12 protein-coding genes are annotated in these 15,278 nt (G+C 70.0%); 1 reads left to right on the top strand and 11 read right to left on the bottom strand.

What is annotated here, in order from left to right:
• Positions 1–74 precede the first annotated feature (74 nt).
• On the top strand, positions 75–1,850 hold the full coding sequence (locus ABGA99_RS17970) for a serine/threonine-protein kinase (protein WP_347582988.1): 1,776 nt from the start codon (positions 75–77) through the stop codon (positions 1,848–1,850).
• A gap of 313 nt (positions 1,851–2,163) precedes the next feature.
• Here ABGA99_RS17970 and ABGA99_RS17965 read toward each other — a convergent pair whose 3' ends face one another.
• The 11 genes from ABGA99_RS17965 to ABGA99_RS17915 all read right to left on the bottom strand — a co-directional run bounded on the left by ABGA99_RS17965 (position 2,164) and on the right by ABGA99_RS17915 (position 15,180).
• The gene (locus ABGA99_RS17965; protein WP_347578180.1) at positions 2,164–2,460 is read right to left on the bottom strand and encodes an Imm53 family immunity protein; all 297 of its coding nucleotides are present in this window, start codon (positions 2,458–2,460) and stop codon (positions 2,164–2,166) included.
• Positions 2,447–6,871 (bottom strand): DUF6531 domain-containing protein, encoded by a 4,425-nt coding sequence (locus ABGA99_RS17960; RefSeq protein WP_347578179.1) that lies wholly within the window; start codon positions 6,869–6,871, stop codon positions 2,447–2,449. The genes ABGA99_RS17965 and ABGA99_RS17960 overlap by 14 nt, the downstream gene beginning before the upstream one ends.
• A gap of 200 nt (positions 6,872–7,071) precedes the next feature.
• Positions 7,072–7,491: a TIGR03668 family PPOX class F420-dependent oxidoreductase gene (locus tag ABGA99_RS17955; RefSeq protein WP_347578178.1), complete on the bottom strand. Its 420-nt coding sequence runs from the start codon at positions 7,489–7,491 to the stop codon at positions 7,072–7,074.
• A gap of 271 nt (positions 7,492–7,762) precedes the next feature.
• Complete coding sequence (locus ABGA99_RS17950) at positions 7,763–8,272, bottom strand: hypothetical protein (protein ID WP_347578177.1); 510 nt, start codon at positions 8,270–8,272, stop codon at positions 7,763–7,765.
• Between the two features lie 94 nt (positions 8,273–8,366).
• Positions 8,367–9,026, bottom strand: coding sequence for a dirigent protein (locus ABGA99_RS17945; RefSeq protein ID WP_347578176.1), 660 nt, complete (start codon positions 9,024–9,026; stop codon positions 8,367–8,369).
• Between the two features lie 367 nt (positions 9,027–9,393).
• Positions 9,394–11,853, bottom strand: a complete 2,460-nt coding sequence (locus ABGA99_RS17940; RefSeq protein ID WP_347578175.1) for a SpoIIE family protein phosphatase — start codon at positions 11,851–11,853, stop codon at positions 9,394–9,396.
• Positions 11,854–12,063: 210 nt separating this feature from the next.
• Positions 12,064–12,426 carry a hypothetical protein gene (locus ABGA99_RS17935; protein WP_347578174.1) on the bottom strand — a complete coding sequence of 121 codons (363 nt, stop codon included), beginning with the start codon at positions 12,424–12,426 and terminating at the stop codon, positions 12,064–12,066.
• Positions 12,427–12,488: 62 nt separating this feature from the next.
• Positions 12,489–13,322, bottom strand: a complete 834-nt coding sequence (locus ABGA99_RS17930) for a DUF1206 domain-containing protein (RefSeq protein ID WP_347578173.1) — start codon at positions 13,320–13,322, stop codon at positions 12,489–12,491.
• Between the two features lie 240 nt (positions 13,323–13,562).
• The gene (locus ABGA99_RS17925; RefSeq protein WP_347578172.1) at positions 13,563–13,907 is read right to left on the bottom strand and encodes a hypothetical protein; all 345 of its coding nucleotides are present in this window, start codon (positions 13,905–13,907) and stop codon (positions 13,563–13,565) included.
• Positions 13,904–14,482 carry a hypothetical protein gene (locus ABGA99_RS17920; protein ID WP_347578171.1) on the bottom strand — a complete coding sequence of 193 codons (579 nt, stop codon included), beginning with the start codon at positions 14,480–14,482 and terminating at the stop codon, positions 13,904–13,906. The genes ABGA99_RS17925 and ABGA99_RS17920 overlap by 4 nt, the downstream gene beginning before the upstream one ends.
• A gap of 44 nt (positions 14,483–14,526) precedes the next feature.
• Positions 14,527–15,180: a DUF1707 domain-containing protein gene (locus ABGA99_RS17915; protein ID WP_347578170.1), complete on the bottom strand. Its 654-nt coding sequence runs from the start codon at positions 15,178–15,180 to the stop codon at positions 14,527–14,529.
• Positions 15,181–15,278: the final 98 nt, after the last annotated feature.

Raw genomic sequence — 15,278 nt, 5'->3', positions numbered from 1 at the left:
CCTATGGATCCTCGTCGTGCCCCTGCCGAGCTTCTGCTCTCCCTCGTGCACGCCGCTCTGCAAGAGTGGTGGGCGTGGAGAACTTGAGGAGCCAGGATCCCAGGCGTCTGGGCGAGTTCAGGCTGCTGGCCAGGGTGGGTAGCGGCGGCATGGGGCGGGTGTATCTGGGACGGTCGCCGGGTGGGATGAAGGTGGCGATCAAGGTGATCCGCGAGGATTTCGCGGAGGATGCCGATGTCCTGGTCCGGTTCCGGCGTGAGGTGGCGACGGTGCGGGCGGTGCGCAGCCCGTACACCGCTCGTCTCGTCGGCGCTTCCCTGGACGTGCCGCCGTATTGGCTGGCGACGGAGTTCGTGCCGGGCCCGACGCTGCTGGAGGCATCACGCGGTACGTCCCTCGAACCCGCCCTGTGCACGGGGCTGTTCGCGGCGCTGGCGGAGGCGCTGGCGGAGGTGCACGGCCATGGGGTGGTGCATCGGGACGTGAAGCCGCACAACGTCATCCTGGCCCCGGGAGGGCCGCAGTTGATCGACTTCGGTATCGCCCGGGCGGCGGAGCACACGCAGCTCACCCGCACGGGGCAGACGCCGGGTACCCCTGGTTATACCGCGCCCGAGGTGCTGCTGGGCGGCGAGACGGGTCCGGCGGCGGATGTGTTCGCGCTTGGCGCGACGATGGCCGCCGCCGCGACCGGCCGGCCGCCGTACGGCGGCGGGGAGTGGCCGGCCGTGAGCTACCGAGTGGTGCACGGCGAGATCGATGTCGGCGGGGTGGAAGCCGGGCTGGCCGAGCTCATCCGGCAGTGCGTCGCCCGGGACCCGGCGCGGCGGCCTGACCCGCTGGATATCGTCCGGCGGTGCGGCGTGACGTACGCGCTGGCGGAGTTACCGGCGTACCGGCGGCTGGTCGGGGCGGCGCCGCCGGCGCTCCCGGCGCCGCCGCGACGCCGGGGCTCGTTGAGGGCCGCTGCCGCCCTGGCCGTCGGAACGCTCGCGGTGGCGACGACGGTCTGGCTGCTGCCGTCGGGCGGTGACGGCGCGACAGCGGGCGACTCGCCGACCGAGTGTGCCACTGACTCCTCCCCGGCCGGGTCCGGCTCCGGTGGCGGTAGGGGGCGGAAGAGTCTGACGATCGGCATCATGCCCGACCAGTCGACCATGAGCTACTGCGGCCGGGACGGGGAGTACGCCGGATTCGAGGTCGACGTCGCCAGGTACCTTGCCGGCGAACTCGGCGTCGAGGTCGAGGACATCACGTGGCGGGAAGTCTCCGCCGCCGAACGTACGGACGTCCTTGTGCGCGGCGAGGTCGACTTCGTCGTCGCCCGCTATCAGATCACCGACGCAGGAAGGGAAGAGGTCGACTTCGCCGGCCCTTACCTCTCCGCCCGTCAGGACCTGCTGATGCGCGCCGACGACCGGGTCCGGGATGTGACGGACCTCAACGGCATGAAGCTGTGCTCGGTCACCGGCTCCACCTCCGCGCAGGTCGTGAAGGAGTCAGGGGCGCCGGGCGCAGACCTCACGGAGCGCGTCTCCTACACGGATTGCCTCACCGCCCTGGACAGAGAAGAGGTCGATGCCCTGACCACCGACGACTCCCTCCTCGCCGGATACGCCTCCTGGGGTGGGAATTCCAGTGACTACCGGCTGGCCGGACTGGAACTCAGCGCCGAGCACTTCTACGGCGTCGGGGTACCCGAGGGCGAGACGGAGTTGCGCGACGGCATCGACAAGGCGGTCGAACAGATGATCGCGGACGGCTCGTGGGCGATGTCCGCCGCAAGATTCCTTGAGGGCGTGGCCAACTACGACGCCGAGCCGCCCGAGCAGGCCGCGACGACCGGCTGACGCGGCACGAAGAGGCTCCAGAACAGGCGTTCATCTCATTCTCTTGCCCCGCCGGGCAGAGGCCGACGTCCGCGAAAAAGGGACAACAGAAACGCGTCCCCGCAACTCGGAGGCGAACGACGCCGCACGCACGTCGCCGTCGGGGATCCCGCTGCCGATGTGACCTCGGTCCGCCAGGCTCGTCAGGCCCACGGCTTCCGCCGCCCTCGCCCATGACCTGGGGCAGATATCGCGTGACCGACTGGCGTACCCACGGGTGAAGACGGCTGACACAGGAGGGATGAAACCCTGGCAACGCGCGAGGCCGTGGCGCTCAGGCCGTGAGGAACTCCAGTGCCGCGCGAACGGCTCTTTCCAGGTCCGTGGGGCCGCATGCGACCCGCAGGATGCGGCCGTCCGCGGATCTGTGCAGCCACGATCCGTCGGTGTCCTCCTCCAATTCAGGGGCGAGGGTGACGCCGTCCTTGCTCGTGCCGGGCAGATCGACCTGGATGAGCCATCCGGGGTTGTCCAAGGTCTCGATCTTCACCCCGAACTCGTGCTCCCAGTCGCCGTCGCACTGGTCTGCATACCAGGCGCCCAGTGCGCGGAGCAGATCACGGGTTTCCACCGGGGGTTATCTCCCAGGGTTCGGCCGGCCGGGCAGAGCCGTTCGGCAGGTTGATGTGAGGCGTGGGGATGACCTGCCCCGTCGTCTTGTCGAAGTGCGGCTGGCCCTGCATATCGGCACGTTTCACCATCTCCCACGGGGCCGGGTTCTTGGGATTGGACTGGGGGGCCCACTCTGCGTAGTGAACCACGCGCCCGGTTGAGGCGTCGCGTCGGAACGTCGTGTGTGGTCCGGTCGCGTTGGGGTCCGGTCGCAGTCCCTTCTTCCGGCCCTTCCCTCCATTGCCGGCCGGCGGGCTGTGCGCTGCGAGACCCAGTGGGTCGGTCCAGGTGGTCGGGTTGTGGGGATAGGTGTACGGGTTGGGGGCGGGGGTCAGGCCCAGCGGGTCAAGGGTGGCGTAGCGGCCGGTGGCCGGGTCGTAGTGGCGGAGCACGTTGTAGTGCCAGCCGGTTTCGGCGTCCGCGTACTGGCCGGGGAAGCGCAGGGGCATCTCGCAGGTGTCCTCGCTCGTCACGAGGGGCAGTCCCCAGAGCGTGGACCTCTGCCGCCACGCCGTCGCGCCGTCCTCGTCGACGAGTTCGGTGGGTGTGCCGACGAGGTCGGTGACGATGGCGTAGAACTCGCGGTCGATCTCGTCCTGGCCCGGAGTGTGCCGGGTCTGGGTGAGCGGCTGCAGTGCGCGGTGGTTCCAGGTCAGGGTGACCGGATCCGCGGACTCGCCGACCCTGGTGGCCTGTTCGACGAGCGTGGATCCGTCCCAGGTGAAGTCGGTGCGTTCCGCTGCCGCACCGGTGGTGTCGAGGCGCTCCTTGGCCACGCGGCGGCCGAAGCCGTCGTAGCGGTAGCGCCAGGTGGTGCCGTCGGGGGTGACGACGTGGGTGAGGCGGCTGTCGGCGTCCCAGGTGTAGTGCCACGTCTCGGGCTTCTTCGACAGCCGGCGGCGCTGCCGCAGCACGATGCGGCCGGCGGCGTCGTACTCGTAGCGGACGCGTCCGGCGCGGGTGAGGAGGGTGCCCTGGAATTCGCGGTCGCCCGCGGCGTCCGCCCCGGGCGGGTCGCCGGCTGCCGGCCAGTGGGCTTCGGTCTGGTTGCCGGTGGCGTCGTAGGTGTAGATCTCCTGGCCAGTGGCACCGACGGTATCGGTGGCGGCCAGCACCCGGCCCAGGGCGTCGAGATCGTACGTCCGGACGCCGGCGAGGCTGTCGTCGAGCGCGGTGAGGTGGCCGTCGGCGCGGTAGCGATAGTGACGTACGGCGGCCGCCGGGGCCATGGGCCCGTCGACCGTCTGGCGGGTGAGGCGGCCTGCCGGGTCCCACTGCTGGGTGTAGGTCAGCCGGTCTCCGACCCTGCGCGCGGTCTCGCGTCCGAGGGGGTCGTGGTCGAAGGTGAGGGTGCGCCCGTCGGTGGTGAGTGTGGCTGTGAGGCCGTCGGGAGTGTAGGTCCACTCGCTGTGATGCCCGGAGGGTGTGGTGCGGGTCAGCTGTCGGTCGGCGGCATCGTAGGTGAAAGTGAGCGTGCGGCCGTTGGTGGTCTCGGTGAGGAGGTTGCCCAGCGGGTCGTAGGTGCGGGCGAGATCGACGCCGGGGGTGATGGCGCGGGTCACCCGGCCCAGCGCGTCGTGCTCGTAGCGGCTGATGCCCTGCTCCGAGGTTGTTGCCGTCAACCGTCCCATGAGGTCGTAGTCATGGGAAAGCCGCTGCCCCACGGCGTTGGTGCGGGTGCTTATCTGGTCGGCGGCGTCGTAGGTGTAGCGGGTGACGCGGCCGTCGAAGTCGGATTCCGACACCAGACGGCCCGCTTCGTCGTAGTCGTAATCCCAGGTGCGGCCGGCCGGATCGGTGACCCGGAGGAGGTTGAGCTCGGTGTCACGGGTGTAGCGGTAGGTGGCGCCGTCCGGGTAGGTGGTGGAGGTCATCTGGTCGAAGGCGCCGTACGTGTACGCGGTGGTGGCCCCGCCGGCTTCGCGCCGGGCGAGGAGGTTGCCCTCCGGGTCCCACTCGAACGTCTCCGCACCGCCGAGCGGATCGGTGCGCTCCTGCAGGCGTCCCTCCACCGACCACCGGCTGCGGGTACATGCGCCGAGCGGATCGGTCAGGGTGACCGGTCGGCCGAAGGCGTCCCGCGTGAGGGTGGTCGTCTCCCCGACGGGGTCGGTGACGGCGATCGGCAGGCCGGCAGCGTCGCACCGGACCCGGGTCTGCCCGCCGGCGGCGTCGGTGACCGAGGTCAGCCCTCCGCGCTCGTCGTAGCCGAACCGGCTGCGACGGCCCGCGGGATCGAGGCTGGTGACACGATTGCCGCGGGCATCGTAGGCGAACTCCCAGCGGGAGCCGTCCGCTTCCACCAGCTCCACCGGCAGGCGCAGCTCGTTGTAGACGGCCTGCTTGCGGCTGCCGTCCGGGAGCACCAGGGTGGCCAGGTCTCCTGTGGCGTCGTACGCGTAGCGTGTGGGGCGGCCGAGGGGGTCGATGTAGGCGCTGAGCCGCTCGTCGAGGTCGTACTCGTGCCGGATGGTACGGCCGTGGGCGTCGGTCTGCGCGACGAGCTGGAAGCGGTCGTTGAACTCGAAGACGGTGCTGTGGCCGCGGGAGTCGGTCGCCGTGGTGCGCAGGTGCTCCGGTTCGTAGCGGTAGGAGTACTCCAGGGCCCGGTCCGTTCCCGTGGAGAACACACAGCGGCCGGCCTCGTCGTACTCGTAGCGGTACGAGGTCCCGTTGCGATCCTCCCAGCGGGTCAGCCTCGCCTCCTCGTCGTAGGAGAAGAGCAGGGGCAGTCCGGAGGAGTTGAAGACCTTCTCCACCAGGCCGTTGTCGTCGTAGTCGCAGGCGAGCAACACCGGTTTCGCAGGGTCGGACAGCAGCCTCAGGGAGGTCACGCGCCCCTCGTAGACGGCGACACCGATGCGGTAGCCGCCGGAGTGCGCGAGCTCTCGGAGCTCGCCGTCGTCGCGGTAGCGGAAGTCGACGCGGTTGCCGTTGCGGTCGACGATGGCGGATATCGGCAGCTCGGCCCCTGACCGGCCTGGCACCGGGGCGAAGAGGAGCGCCCGCCCGCTCTCGGGCTGTTCGACGACGAGCGGGGTGCCCGGCCGACCGTCCCACGTCAGTCCCCAGCGCGGACCTGCGACGGGGAAGACGGCGGTCTCCCCGTCCGCGAGAGGTGTCGGGTAGACGAGGGCCATGCCGTCGGTGGTGACGAGGTGCACCGCATCGTCGGTGAGAGTGAGCCGCTGATCCAGCGTGGATGCCCACGAGCTGCCGAAAGAGCGACCGCCGGTGTACGTGGTGATGTGGTGGCGCTCGACGACCAGCGGCAGCACCCCGGGCAGCTCGATGTCGGTGGCCGACAGGGTCATTTCACCGGTGGCGACATCCACCGGGTCGCCGCAGCCGTTGCGCTTGAACATCTGCACGGCCTGCTTGCGGAACGTCTTGCCCAGGCCCTTCACGCCCGCCGACATGGCCTTCAGGCCACCCTTGGCGAGCGCCTTGAGGCCGCCGGCCATCTTGCCGAGCTTGGCGAGGGAGGTGATGCCCTTCATGCCTGGAATGCACTCCAGCGCGGCAAAGGCGACATCCCACAAGGAGGCTTGGCCGTTCATGTACTTCACGAGGGTGTCGGCCAGGACGACGAGAGCGGCCGCGAGAACCACCCAGGCCAGCGGTCCGCCGATGATCAGGACGACGATGCCGAGGACCGCGACGATGACCTTGCAGACGCTGACGATGGTGTCCCAGTTGTCCTTGACCCAGTCGACCGCCTTCTGCCACCACTTCCGGTTCTGGATACCCGCATCGGAGGCGTCTTCCAGCGTGTCCTTCGCCTCGGACGCCGCGTCCTCGCGCATCTTCTTCGCGTCCGCCGCCATCTTCTTCGCCGCTTCGAGCCCGGATTCGGCGTTGTCGACCGCCGTCTGCGCTGAGGTCTGGGCGGACTTGGCGTCGGTGGCGTGACGGGTGGCGGCACGGACCTCGGACTCGTCGGGCTTCTCCTTGCCCTCCTTCTCGTCGTACTCCTCCGTCTTCTTCGTCGCCCGGTCGACCCACGAATTCGCCGAATCGAGGCGCCCGTTGGCAGCGGTCAGCTCGCTCTGGGCCTCCCGCCCCTTGGCCAGCGCCTTGTCGGCCAGCGACTGGGCCCGCTCCAGCTTCGGCCAGTACGCGGCCAGCGCGTCACCCGCCAGGTCGTACGACCGCTGGAGCTTCTTCAGATTCTTCGGAACCTCGTCGAACTCGTCCTGGAACGCCTTCGCCGTCTTCCCCGCCCAGCGAAGGAGCGCGTCCTCACCGGCCATGCCCTTGATCTGCCGCAACGCATCCGCCACATCATCGGCGAAATCGTGCAACTCCCGCGCCAGTTGCTTGACCCGCTCCGGATCCCCCGGCGTCGGGTCGTCATCCAGATCCAGCACATGCCAGTCCGTCGGCCGATTCCCCACCACTCCCAGCCCCCCGATACCACCAGATCAGCGGTTGTACGAGCACCGGACCAGGCTACCTTCGCCACCTTTCACACGGCAGCCGGCCGTCGCCCCTGGCCTCCGTGCCACTCGCGTGCCATACCCGGCGGGGAACACGAGACAACAGGGGTCGCTGACAGCCAACTGGCCGCTCAGCCGGTGAACGCCCATCCGGTCCAGGTCACGACGTGGATAGCGACCACCACACCCTGCGGGGGTGCTTCCTCGTACTGACGGTACTTCTGTTGCAGCAGCTCGACGGCTGACAGGCGACTGCCCTCGTCTTCCCGGATTTCAGCTCGCCCGTCAGCGCGGGCCCACCACAAGGACGCCCAGTCGTCGGCATAGTGATCAGCGATGACCGACACGGCAGGGTTCTCCGCGATGTTGCGCAGCCGGCGCAGCCCGGTCGTGCGCTTCGGCTTGCGATCGACGGCGAAGACGATCACATCCCCGTCAACGGCGAAGGTGATGGGCACCACGTGCGGCACACCCGCCCCGTCGGCTGTAGCCAGCCGCGCAACAGGGGAGCCGGCGAAGCGATCACGCGCCTCAACCGCAGAGAGGTTCATGAGCCGAAGGTACCCACCGTGCCGGAGCCGTCCAGGCAGGCAGGCTGTTGCAGCAGCCCACTTGCCCTACGCTCAGCGATCACCTGGTGGGGGGAGACCATGCGGTGCGTCGTGGTGGAGTGGCAGGACCGGGGGGTCGTGTGGCACGACCCGAGCGCGTATCTGGCGGCTCTGCCGCACATCGTCGAGGACCTTCCTGCCGGCGCGCGAGCTTTCGCCTCCGATCCTGATCACTACGACTTCTCCGCCGAGCGGTGCGAAGTTCCTCCGCTCAGCCGGGGATGATCTGCCCGTTCTCGATCTGGAAGTTCTGGGGCGGTGAGCAGCCGATCGAGGGCGTGATCAGCAGGCTGACGGCAACCGGCGCGGGCTCCGTGCTGGCGGTGGAGAACTCGCACACCGCGTGGTGGCCCGTCAGCGGGAACCAGAACCAGGCGTCCACCTCGCCGACCAGAGCGCGGTCCGATTCTCTCCAGACGCCGTCCCTGAAGGTGAAGACCTGGAGGCGCACGGATGCCGCGAGCGGATCGGTCTGCGATCTCAGTGCGGTGAGTGTGAACTTGAAGTCCCTGTCCAGGACCGACGTGGCGATCCGTCGGCGCTCCGTCGCCTGAGGCTCAGTCGGCGGTTCCTTCCCCTGACCGGTCGTCGGGCCGGTTTGCCGGTCGGCCGGCGGCGGGGTCGGCGGGCCACCGGTGGTTGCACCGGCCGTGAGGGTGGCGGCCGCGGCGGTGGCCAGGGCGACGCCCCAGCTTGTGAGTGTGCGGGAGTTCTTGATCACGACATCTCCATGGGGGGTGAGGGGTACGGGTCGCGTAGGTGCTTCTGCGCTCTCGCCACTGCGTCCCGGACGGCGTCGATACCGCCCGGCGCAGCTACTTGCCGGGGAGGGGCGGAGGCATGGGCACCGGCACCTCGGACGTGCTGTGACCGCCGCCGGGCCGAGGGTGCTGAACGTCGAAGACTTCGAAGGTGAGTTTCCAGGTCGACGGCGTCAGCAACCGCTGCGTCATCTGTCCACGGGCCGTACGGAATTCCCCGGTGCCTCCGGTGATCGCGTTGACGGCCGGGCTCGGTGCCGGAATTCCGTCTTGCTCGCCCTGGACGGTGATCTGGCCTTCCGGCAGCACTGCGGTTGACGAGCACTGTCCCGCGTTGCGTTCGAGGTCGGTGATGACGCAGAACCCGCCGAAGCGTCCGACCGGGCGTTCTCCCGGCGCCTCGGTCGACACCAGATCCCCGCTGAAGATGAACTGGTCGCCGACGCTGCGGCCCGTTGCCCCCAGATCCAGCTCTTCACCGACTTGCAGCCGGGCTTCCACGCGGATGGTGCGGCTTCTCGCCGAGGAGCCGTCATCGGGGTGCGCTGCCGCGGCCACGGCCGTCTTCTGCGGTATCGCGTCGGCCGACGCGGATCCGATGGGAGCGAACCCGGCAGAGCCGCCGAGAACCCCAACGACGAGAATGGTGAAGGGCCGACAAGCGAAGCGCATGGTTGCCTCCGTGCTGGTGGGAATGAACAGAGTCGGGGCCACCCAGGCTTCGTTCGGACGGCGACGCGTGGGGTCGGGCTCACAAAGGCAAGGAAGCCGAGCGGATGTGGGACCGCAGGCGTACGGGAAGGCCCGCGACATTATCGGGAGAGTTCGCCATGTCACTCAGGTGGTGACGAATTTGCTCCGCATTCATTCATGACGGACCCTCCGTCTAGCGGAAACGCTAATCGAGGTGACGGCGACGTGCTCCTCGGAAGGCCGAGCTTGGGGCCATTGGGGTGCATGCGTGCCATGCCGATGGGGCGGGAACAAAGGGGAACGTGAGTCCCGCGAGACCAGGCCCCGGTGGTCGGCGCAGATGAGCTGTCTTCGTCGTCGAGAGATCCGCGCGACTACCGGATCGTCGTCAGCCGGAAGGGCTCGCAGCGCCACGGGGGAGGAGTTGTTCGGCCCAGATGGTCTTGCCGTCCGCCGTGTAGCGGGTTCCCCAGCCCTGGGCGAACTGGGCCACCAGGAAGAGCCCGCGTCCGCCTTCGTCGTCGACTTGGGCCTGGCGCATGCGGGGGGAGGTGTTGCTGCCGTCGGAGACTTCGAGTATCAGGTTCACGTCGCGGATGAGGCGCAGGTCGACCGGGCCGGAGGCGTGGCGGATGGCGTTGGTCACCAACTCGCTGACGATCAGTCCGGCGGTGAAGGCGAGGTCTTCCAGATGCCAGGCCGCCAGTTGCTCCGTGGTGAGGGACCGGGCCTGGCCGACCGCGGTGAGTTCGCAGGGCAGGTGCCAGGTCACGACGTTCTCTTCCTTGATGGACCGTGGGCGTGCGACGAGGAAGGCGACGTCGTCACGGGGACGGTCCGGGAGCAGCAGGCGCTCCATGACCTCGCAGATCTCTTCCAGCGGGCGGTCGGGGTACGCCAGCGCGAAGGCCAGCCGTGTGAAGCCGAGATCGATGTCGCGGTCGGCGGAGGAGGTGATGAGGCCGTCCGTGTAGAAGGCGAGGACGCTCTCGTCCGGGATCTTGAGGTGCGTGCATTCGAAGGGCAGGCCGCCCAGTCCGAGTGGGGGTCCTGCCGGGATGTCCAGGAATTCGACGGCCTTGTCGGGGTGGGCGATGGCAGGTGGGGGATGTCCCGCGCGGGTGATGTCCGCGGTCCGGGAGACGGGGTCGTACACGCAGTAGAGGCACGTGGCCCCGATCACGCCGGGGATGTGGCGGTCCGCGGTCTCCGCATCGTCGAGGTGGGCGACCAGGTCGTCGAGGTGGGAGACCAGTTCGTCGGGCGGCATGTCGAGTGCGGCGAGGGTCTGGACGGCGGTGCGCAGGCGTCCCATGGTGGCTGCCGCGTTCATTCCATGGCCGACGACATCGCCCACGACCAGCCCGATGCGTGCACCGGAAAGGGGCAGCACGTCGAACCAGTCCCCGCCGACGCCCGCGTGGGTGTCGGCCGGCAGGTAGCGGTAGGCGACTTCCACGCCGGTGGGGGCGGGCAGGTCCTTGGGGAGGAGGTGGCGCTGGAGGGACAGGGCGGCGCGGTGTTCGCGGCCGAAGCGCCGGGCGTTGTCGATGCAGACGGCCGCGTGGGCGGCGAGTTCCTCGACGAGGAGCAGGTCGTCGGCGTCGAAGGCTTCGGGGTTCTTCCAGCGCACCAGGGTGGCCACCCCCATGGTGACGCCGCGGGCGCGCAGGGGCACCACCAGGTGGGAGTGGATGCCGACTTCCCGCAGTTTGTCCGAACGCGCCGCGTCCTGGGACAGCCACGGGGTCGACAGATCCACGGTGGGATCCAGCACGGGACGGCCCGTGGCGACGCAACGGTGCTGGGGCGAGGTCTCGGAGTAGGTGACCTGTGTCCCCAGCGGCGACACGGATTCCGGAAGGTCCGCGCGGATGGACTGCTGAGCGCGTCGGATCAGTTCGGCGGAACCGGTGGTCAGGACCGGATCAGGCTCCTGGCCGTGGATGATGGCGGCAGAGAGGTCGACGGCGACGAAGTCGGCGACCTGCGGCACCAGCACCTCGGCGAGTTCTTGGGCGGTACGTTCGAGATCCAGCGTGCTGCCGATGCGGATACCGGCCTCGCTCAGCAAGGTGAGGTGCCGTCGTACCTGGTAGTAACTGGTGACATCGAGTACCGCTTGGCCCATCCCCAGGGTGTGGCCGGCGAGGTCCTGAAGCCTGAAGGACGAGCGGGAGCGGACGTGCGGCAGATGGGTGGAGGAAGCGGCCGGGGGCTCGGCATGGGAGACGGCGACCTGCGGCTCACCCGTCTCCAGTACCTCCTTCGCGCGGGCTTCCGTCACCGGACCTGCCTCTTCGGGAACGGTGTCGCCAAGGGCGCGGCCAAGCTGTTGCCGTGCGGGAACACCCTCCATGCGTTCCAGGGCGGGGTTGACCATGACGAGCCTCAGTTGCGGGTCCACCACGGCCAGCCCGAACGGAGACTCGGTGAACAGTCCGCGCAGGATCGCGTGCTCGCGCTCCCGCGCCTGTGCGGTGGCGAGGTCCGTGGCCACGATGAGCCAGCTCGCCCGGCGGTGGACCCCCAGCGGGCAGACCTGCGCCCTCGTCTGAAGGCGGCTGCCGTCGTGGCGGTACGCCGTGAAGGTGCCCGTCCATCCTCTTCCGGCCCGGTTCCGTTCGGCGATCTCCCAGCGCGCGTCCCACGGGATCGCCAGGAACTCCGTGACAGGCTGTGCGACGGCGTCCGGCGTAGCGTAGCCGAGCAGCGCCTCGGCGCCCTCGTTCCAGTGCTGAACCAGGCCCTCCGGGCCCACCACGATCGCGGCATCGGTGATGTCGAACCGATAGCCTTCGGTCTCCCCGCCAGACGCTCGCGGCCTGTCGGCTTGCGGTGATCCCACACCTCAATGGTGCATCCGTTCGGCAGAGCGCACCACGTCGGCGGCAACGCGTCCGGCGTAGGGGACGGACGGTTACCGGACCGGTGGCAAGGTGTCGCCGGGGACGGGTGCCGCTCTCTGAGCCGGGGAAGCACGGGTGATCACGCCTCGGTGGACCGTATCCGGCCGCCTGGCACGGGGAAGACGGCCGGCCGCAGGCTCGGCCGCCTGTCACAGGCGCGGCTGGGTCAGGGACCAGCCGGAGACCGCGGACATCGGGCCGCGCCACAGGGACGTTTGCGCGCTTTCCGTGCCGTGGTGGTAGGTGACGTCACGGAGGTGGAGATAGGGCTCCCTCGTCGGATCGGGGTCGTCGGCGTCGGTGGGCACCACGGCCAGCGCGGTGTTGAGGAACGCGGCGACCGCGGGGTCGGACCCGTGGATCTGGTCCAGCCACGCCTCACGCCAGGCGCGGTGACTGATCATGTGCCCGTGCAGGACGCCACCGCCCAGGTGCAGGGTCACCGCGATGCTTGCCTGGGGGTCGTCCGACTCGTCGAGCAGGGAGTTGAGTGCCTGAAGGTATACGTCCATCGCCGGCATCCTTGCTGTCGTCTCCTGGTCGGTACGTTGCACGGTCGTCCTCACGGTCCACCTCAGACCCGGCGCCAGCGGGCACAGGCGAAGGAGAAGAGGGCGAAGAGCACCAGGCCCGCGGCAACGACGACCAGCAGCGACGGCCCCGCCGTGGTGTCCGCGAAGGACTTCAACGCCGCGTCGATGCCCTTGGCCTCCTTCGGGTCGAACTGCAGCGCGGCCCGGGTGATGAACACGCCGATGGCGCCCACGACCAGGCCGCGTGCCATGCCGCCCGTGACTCCGGCCACGTCGACGAGGCGCCCGGTGGTCCGGGACATCTGGGACGTGCGAAGGTGCTTGCGGTACGAGCGCAGCGCGGCGCGCGCCGCAAGCACCGCGCCCGCCACCGCGATACCCACGCCCGCGACGCCCGCCATCCACTCGCCACCGGGCTGTTCGAGCGCCCGGGCGGTGATGTCCCGGCTCTGGCGATCGCTCGACGTGTTGTCCTTCTCACCGGCCGCGAAGGCGAGCACGGAGTAGGCGACGAAGCCGTAGAAGACCGACCGCGCACCGGACAGCGCGCGTTTCGACGCCTTGTGCCCGCCGGGCCCGGCAGCCCCGAACACGGCCTCGGACAGCCGCCACACCGCCATGCCCACCAAGGCCGCGCCCAGCGTGTACAGCAGGAGCCCGCCGAGCGGCTGCGCCGCGATCTCACCGACGGCGCCGCTGCGGTCGGCCTCCCTCTTCCCCTCGCCGAAAGCCACTCGGACGGCGAGGACACCGATCAGCAGGTAGAGCACGCCGCGGCCGATGAGCCCGGCCCGTGCGCCCCACTCCACCGCCTGACTTCCCGCCGCCCTGCGCATCGTCCTGCGGGTCCGCGCTGTCGGGCTTGCCGCCTGCATCGTCGACCTCCTCCTCGGTCCGCCTGCGACTGCCCGGGAACGACCGGAGGAAACGCAGGCCGCAGACGCCCCGGTCCCCGTTGCGGGCACCGGCGGTCGCAGGCCAGAGGCGTCACGACCGGTTCGGCCAGTGGATTCACCCACGTCATCGGTACCCGGTGACGCCGACCCCCTGGGCCGCCTGCCTCCCCATGGGTGCGTAGGCGGAGCACGGCCTCATCCCCCGCGGCCTCGGCGGGGTCAGGAGGTGCACAGTGCCGTCGTTCGTACGTGGCCGCCGAGGTTCTCGTCGTCCGTGCCCAGGAAGGCGTCCGGGGAGCCGGGGAGGCATTCGACGGCCTCGATCTTGTAGCCCGGGAACGTTCCCCGCACGGTCGGGAGTGCCGCGAGGATGAGGCGGACGCGGCCGGTCGACGTGATCGTCACGCGGCCCGCGTTGCTCACCGCGGAGCCGAAGGGGCCGTCGTCGCCGTCGTCTGCCGCCGAACTCGCGAGGATGCGACCCGAATCGGTGACCGAGATGTCGGAGATATGGCGGGTGCCGTCGTCGGTCGGGTACGTCGCGCGATAGTCCCGGCGGGTCACCGTGCCGAACTGCGGCTGTCCCCAGGAGGCGAGGTCAGGGGCGCCGCGTGGACCGTGGCGGGGCGGTCAGGACCGGCTCCGCGGTCTGCCCGGAGGGCGGCGAGGTGGCCGTTCCGGGTGACGAGCGCGAAGCTCTCGTAGTCGTCGCCCTCGCCGATGGCCGGCAACGGGGCGTAGTCGACGACCGTCGCCGTGGAGTCGGTGACCTTCAGGCGGTAGACGATGCCGCGGCCGGCGAGTGCCAGGTACTCCCCCGGCACGCGGGGAATGGCCTCGATGGCCTCCAGGTCGACGGGCTCCGGTCCGTCCCAGGTGAGCGGGGTGACGTCGGCGGATGCCTCGCCGTGGGTGATCCGGGACAGACGCTGCCGGCCGGACCGCTTGTTGTCGTGCACGACCAGCACGCGCACCCCGGCTTCGGTACGGCCCTCGTACGCGGCGCCGCTGACGCCGCTGTGGGCGTCGGCGCCGACCTTCCGCCAGGCGTCGTCCGCGCCGGCCGGGGCGGTGCCGGTCGCCGTCAGGAGCGCGGCCGCCGCGGTGAGCCAGGCCAGACACTGCATCGGGAGTTTCACCGGAGGGCTCGCTTTCGGAGCGCAACACCCGGCTCACGGAAGCACTACCTGCGCAGCAGCCACTGCCCGAACGTCCGCCGCCGCGGCCGTACCACGACGCGGCCGTGGGCCTTCTGCCCGAACAGCTCCACCCGCAGCGTCACCGGCACCCCGGGATCCGCCGGCGGCTGGCGGAAGACGACCTTGCTGTGCACCAACTGCAGGCCGTCGGTGTCGACCACGACGCCCGGCCCGGTGACCAGCGTCAGGTTCTTGCCCATCATGGCCACGTCGATCCGCAGGGTGTCCTGCGTGATCACCGCGTCGGTGAAGTCGAGCGTCACCTCGCAGTACGTCACCGCGAGTTCCAGCCTGCGCGGTACCACCCAGCGGCCCACGCGCTCGATCGCGCCGCTGTGGATCTGCTCGATCCGGACCACGTCCTTCACCTCTGCCCCCGCCGTCCCGGCCGTGGCCGAGACGGGCGGCAGATCGGCGGTGAGCGCGGCCAGTTCGCTGCGGGTACGCGCCGAGAGTGCGGCCTCGACGCGCTGGTCCAGCTCGTCCGCGGTCAGCAGGCCGTCCCCGGCCGCGATCCGCAGCACGTCCACCACCCGGTCCCGGTCGGCGTGCGAGGCGCGCAGCTCGGGCGGCGACCCCGGCGAACCGGGCGAGCCGGGGGCGGAGTGCTTCCCGGTGGGCGAGATCTCTCCCGACATGTTTCCGTCCTGGTCCGTCCTGGTCCCGTCGAACGTGCGCGCGCGACGCGGGCATCGGCGCGACCACCAGACTAGCGCTATATCGCGACACACATCCG

Origin of the sequence: Streptomyces sp. B5E4 (assembly GCF_039871555.1) — a bacterium.
GTDB lineage: Bacteria > Actinomycetota > Actinomycetes > Streptomycetales > Streptomycetaceae > Streptomyces.
Note: the sequence above shows the minus strand (reverse complement) of the source record. Positions and strands in the feature narration are given on the sequence as shown.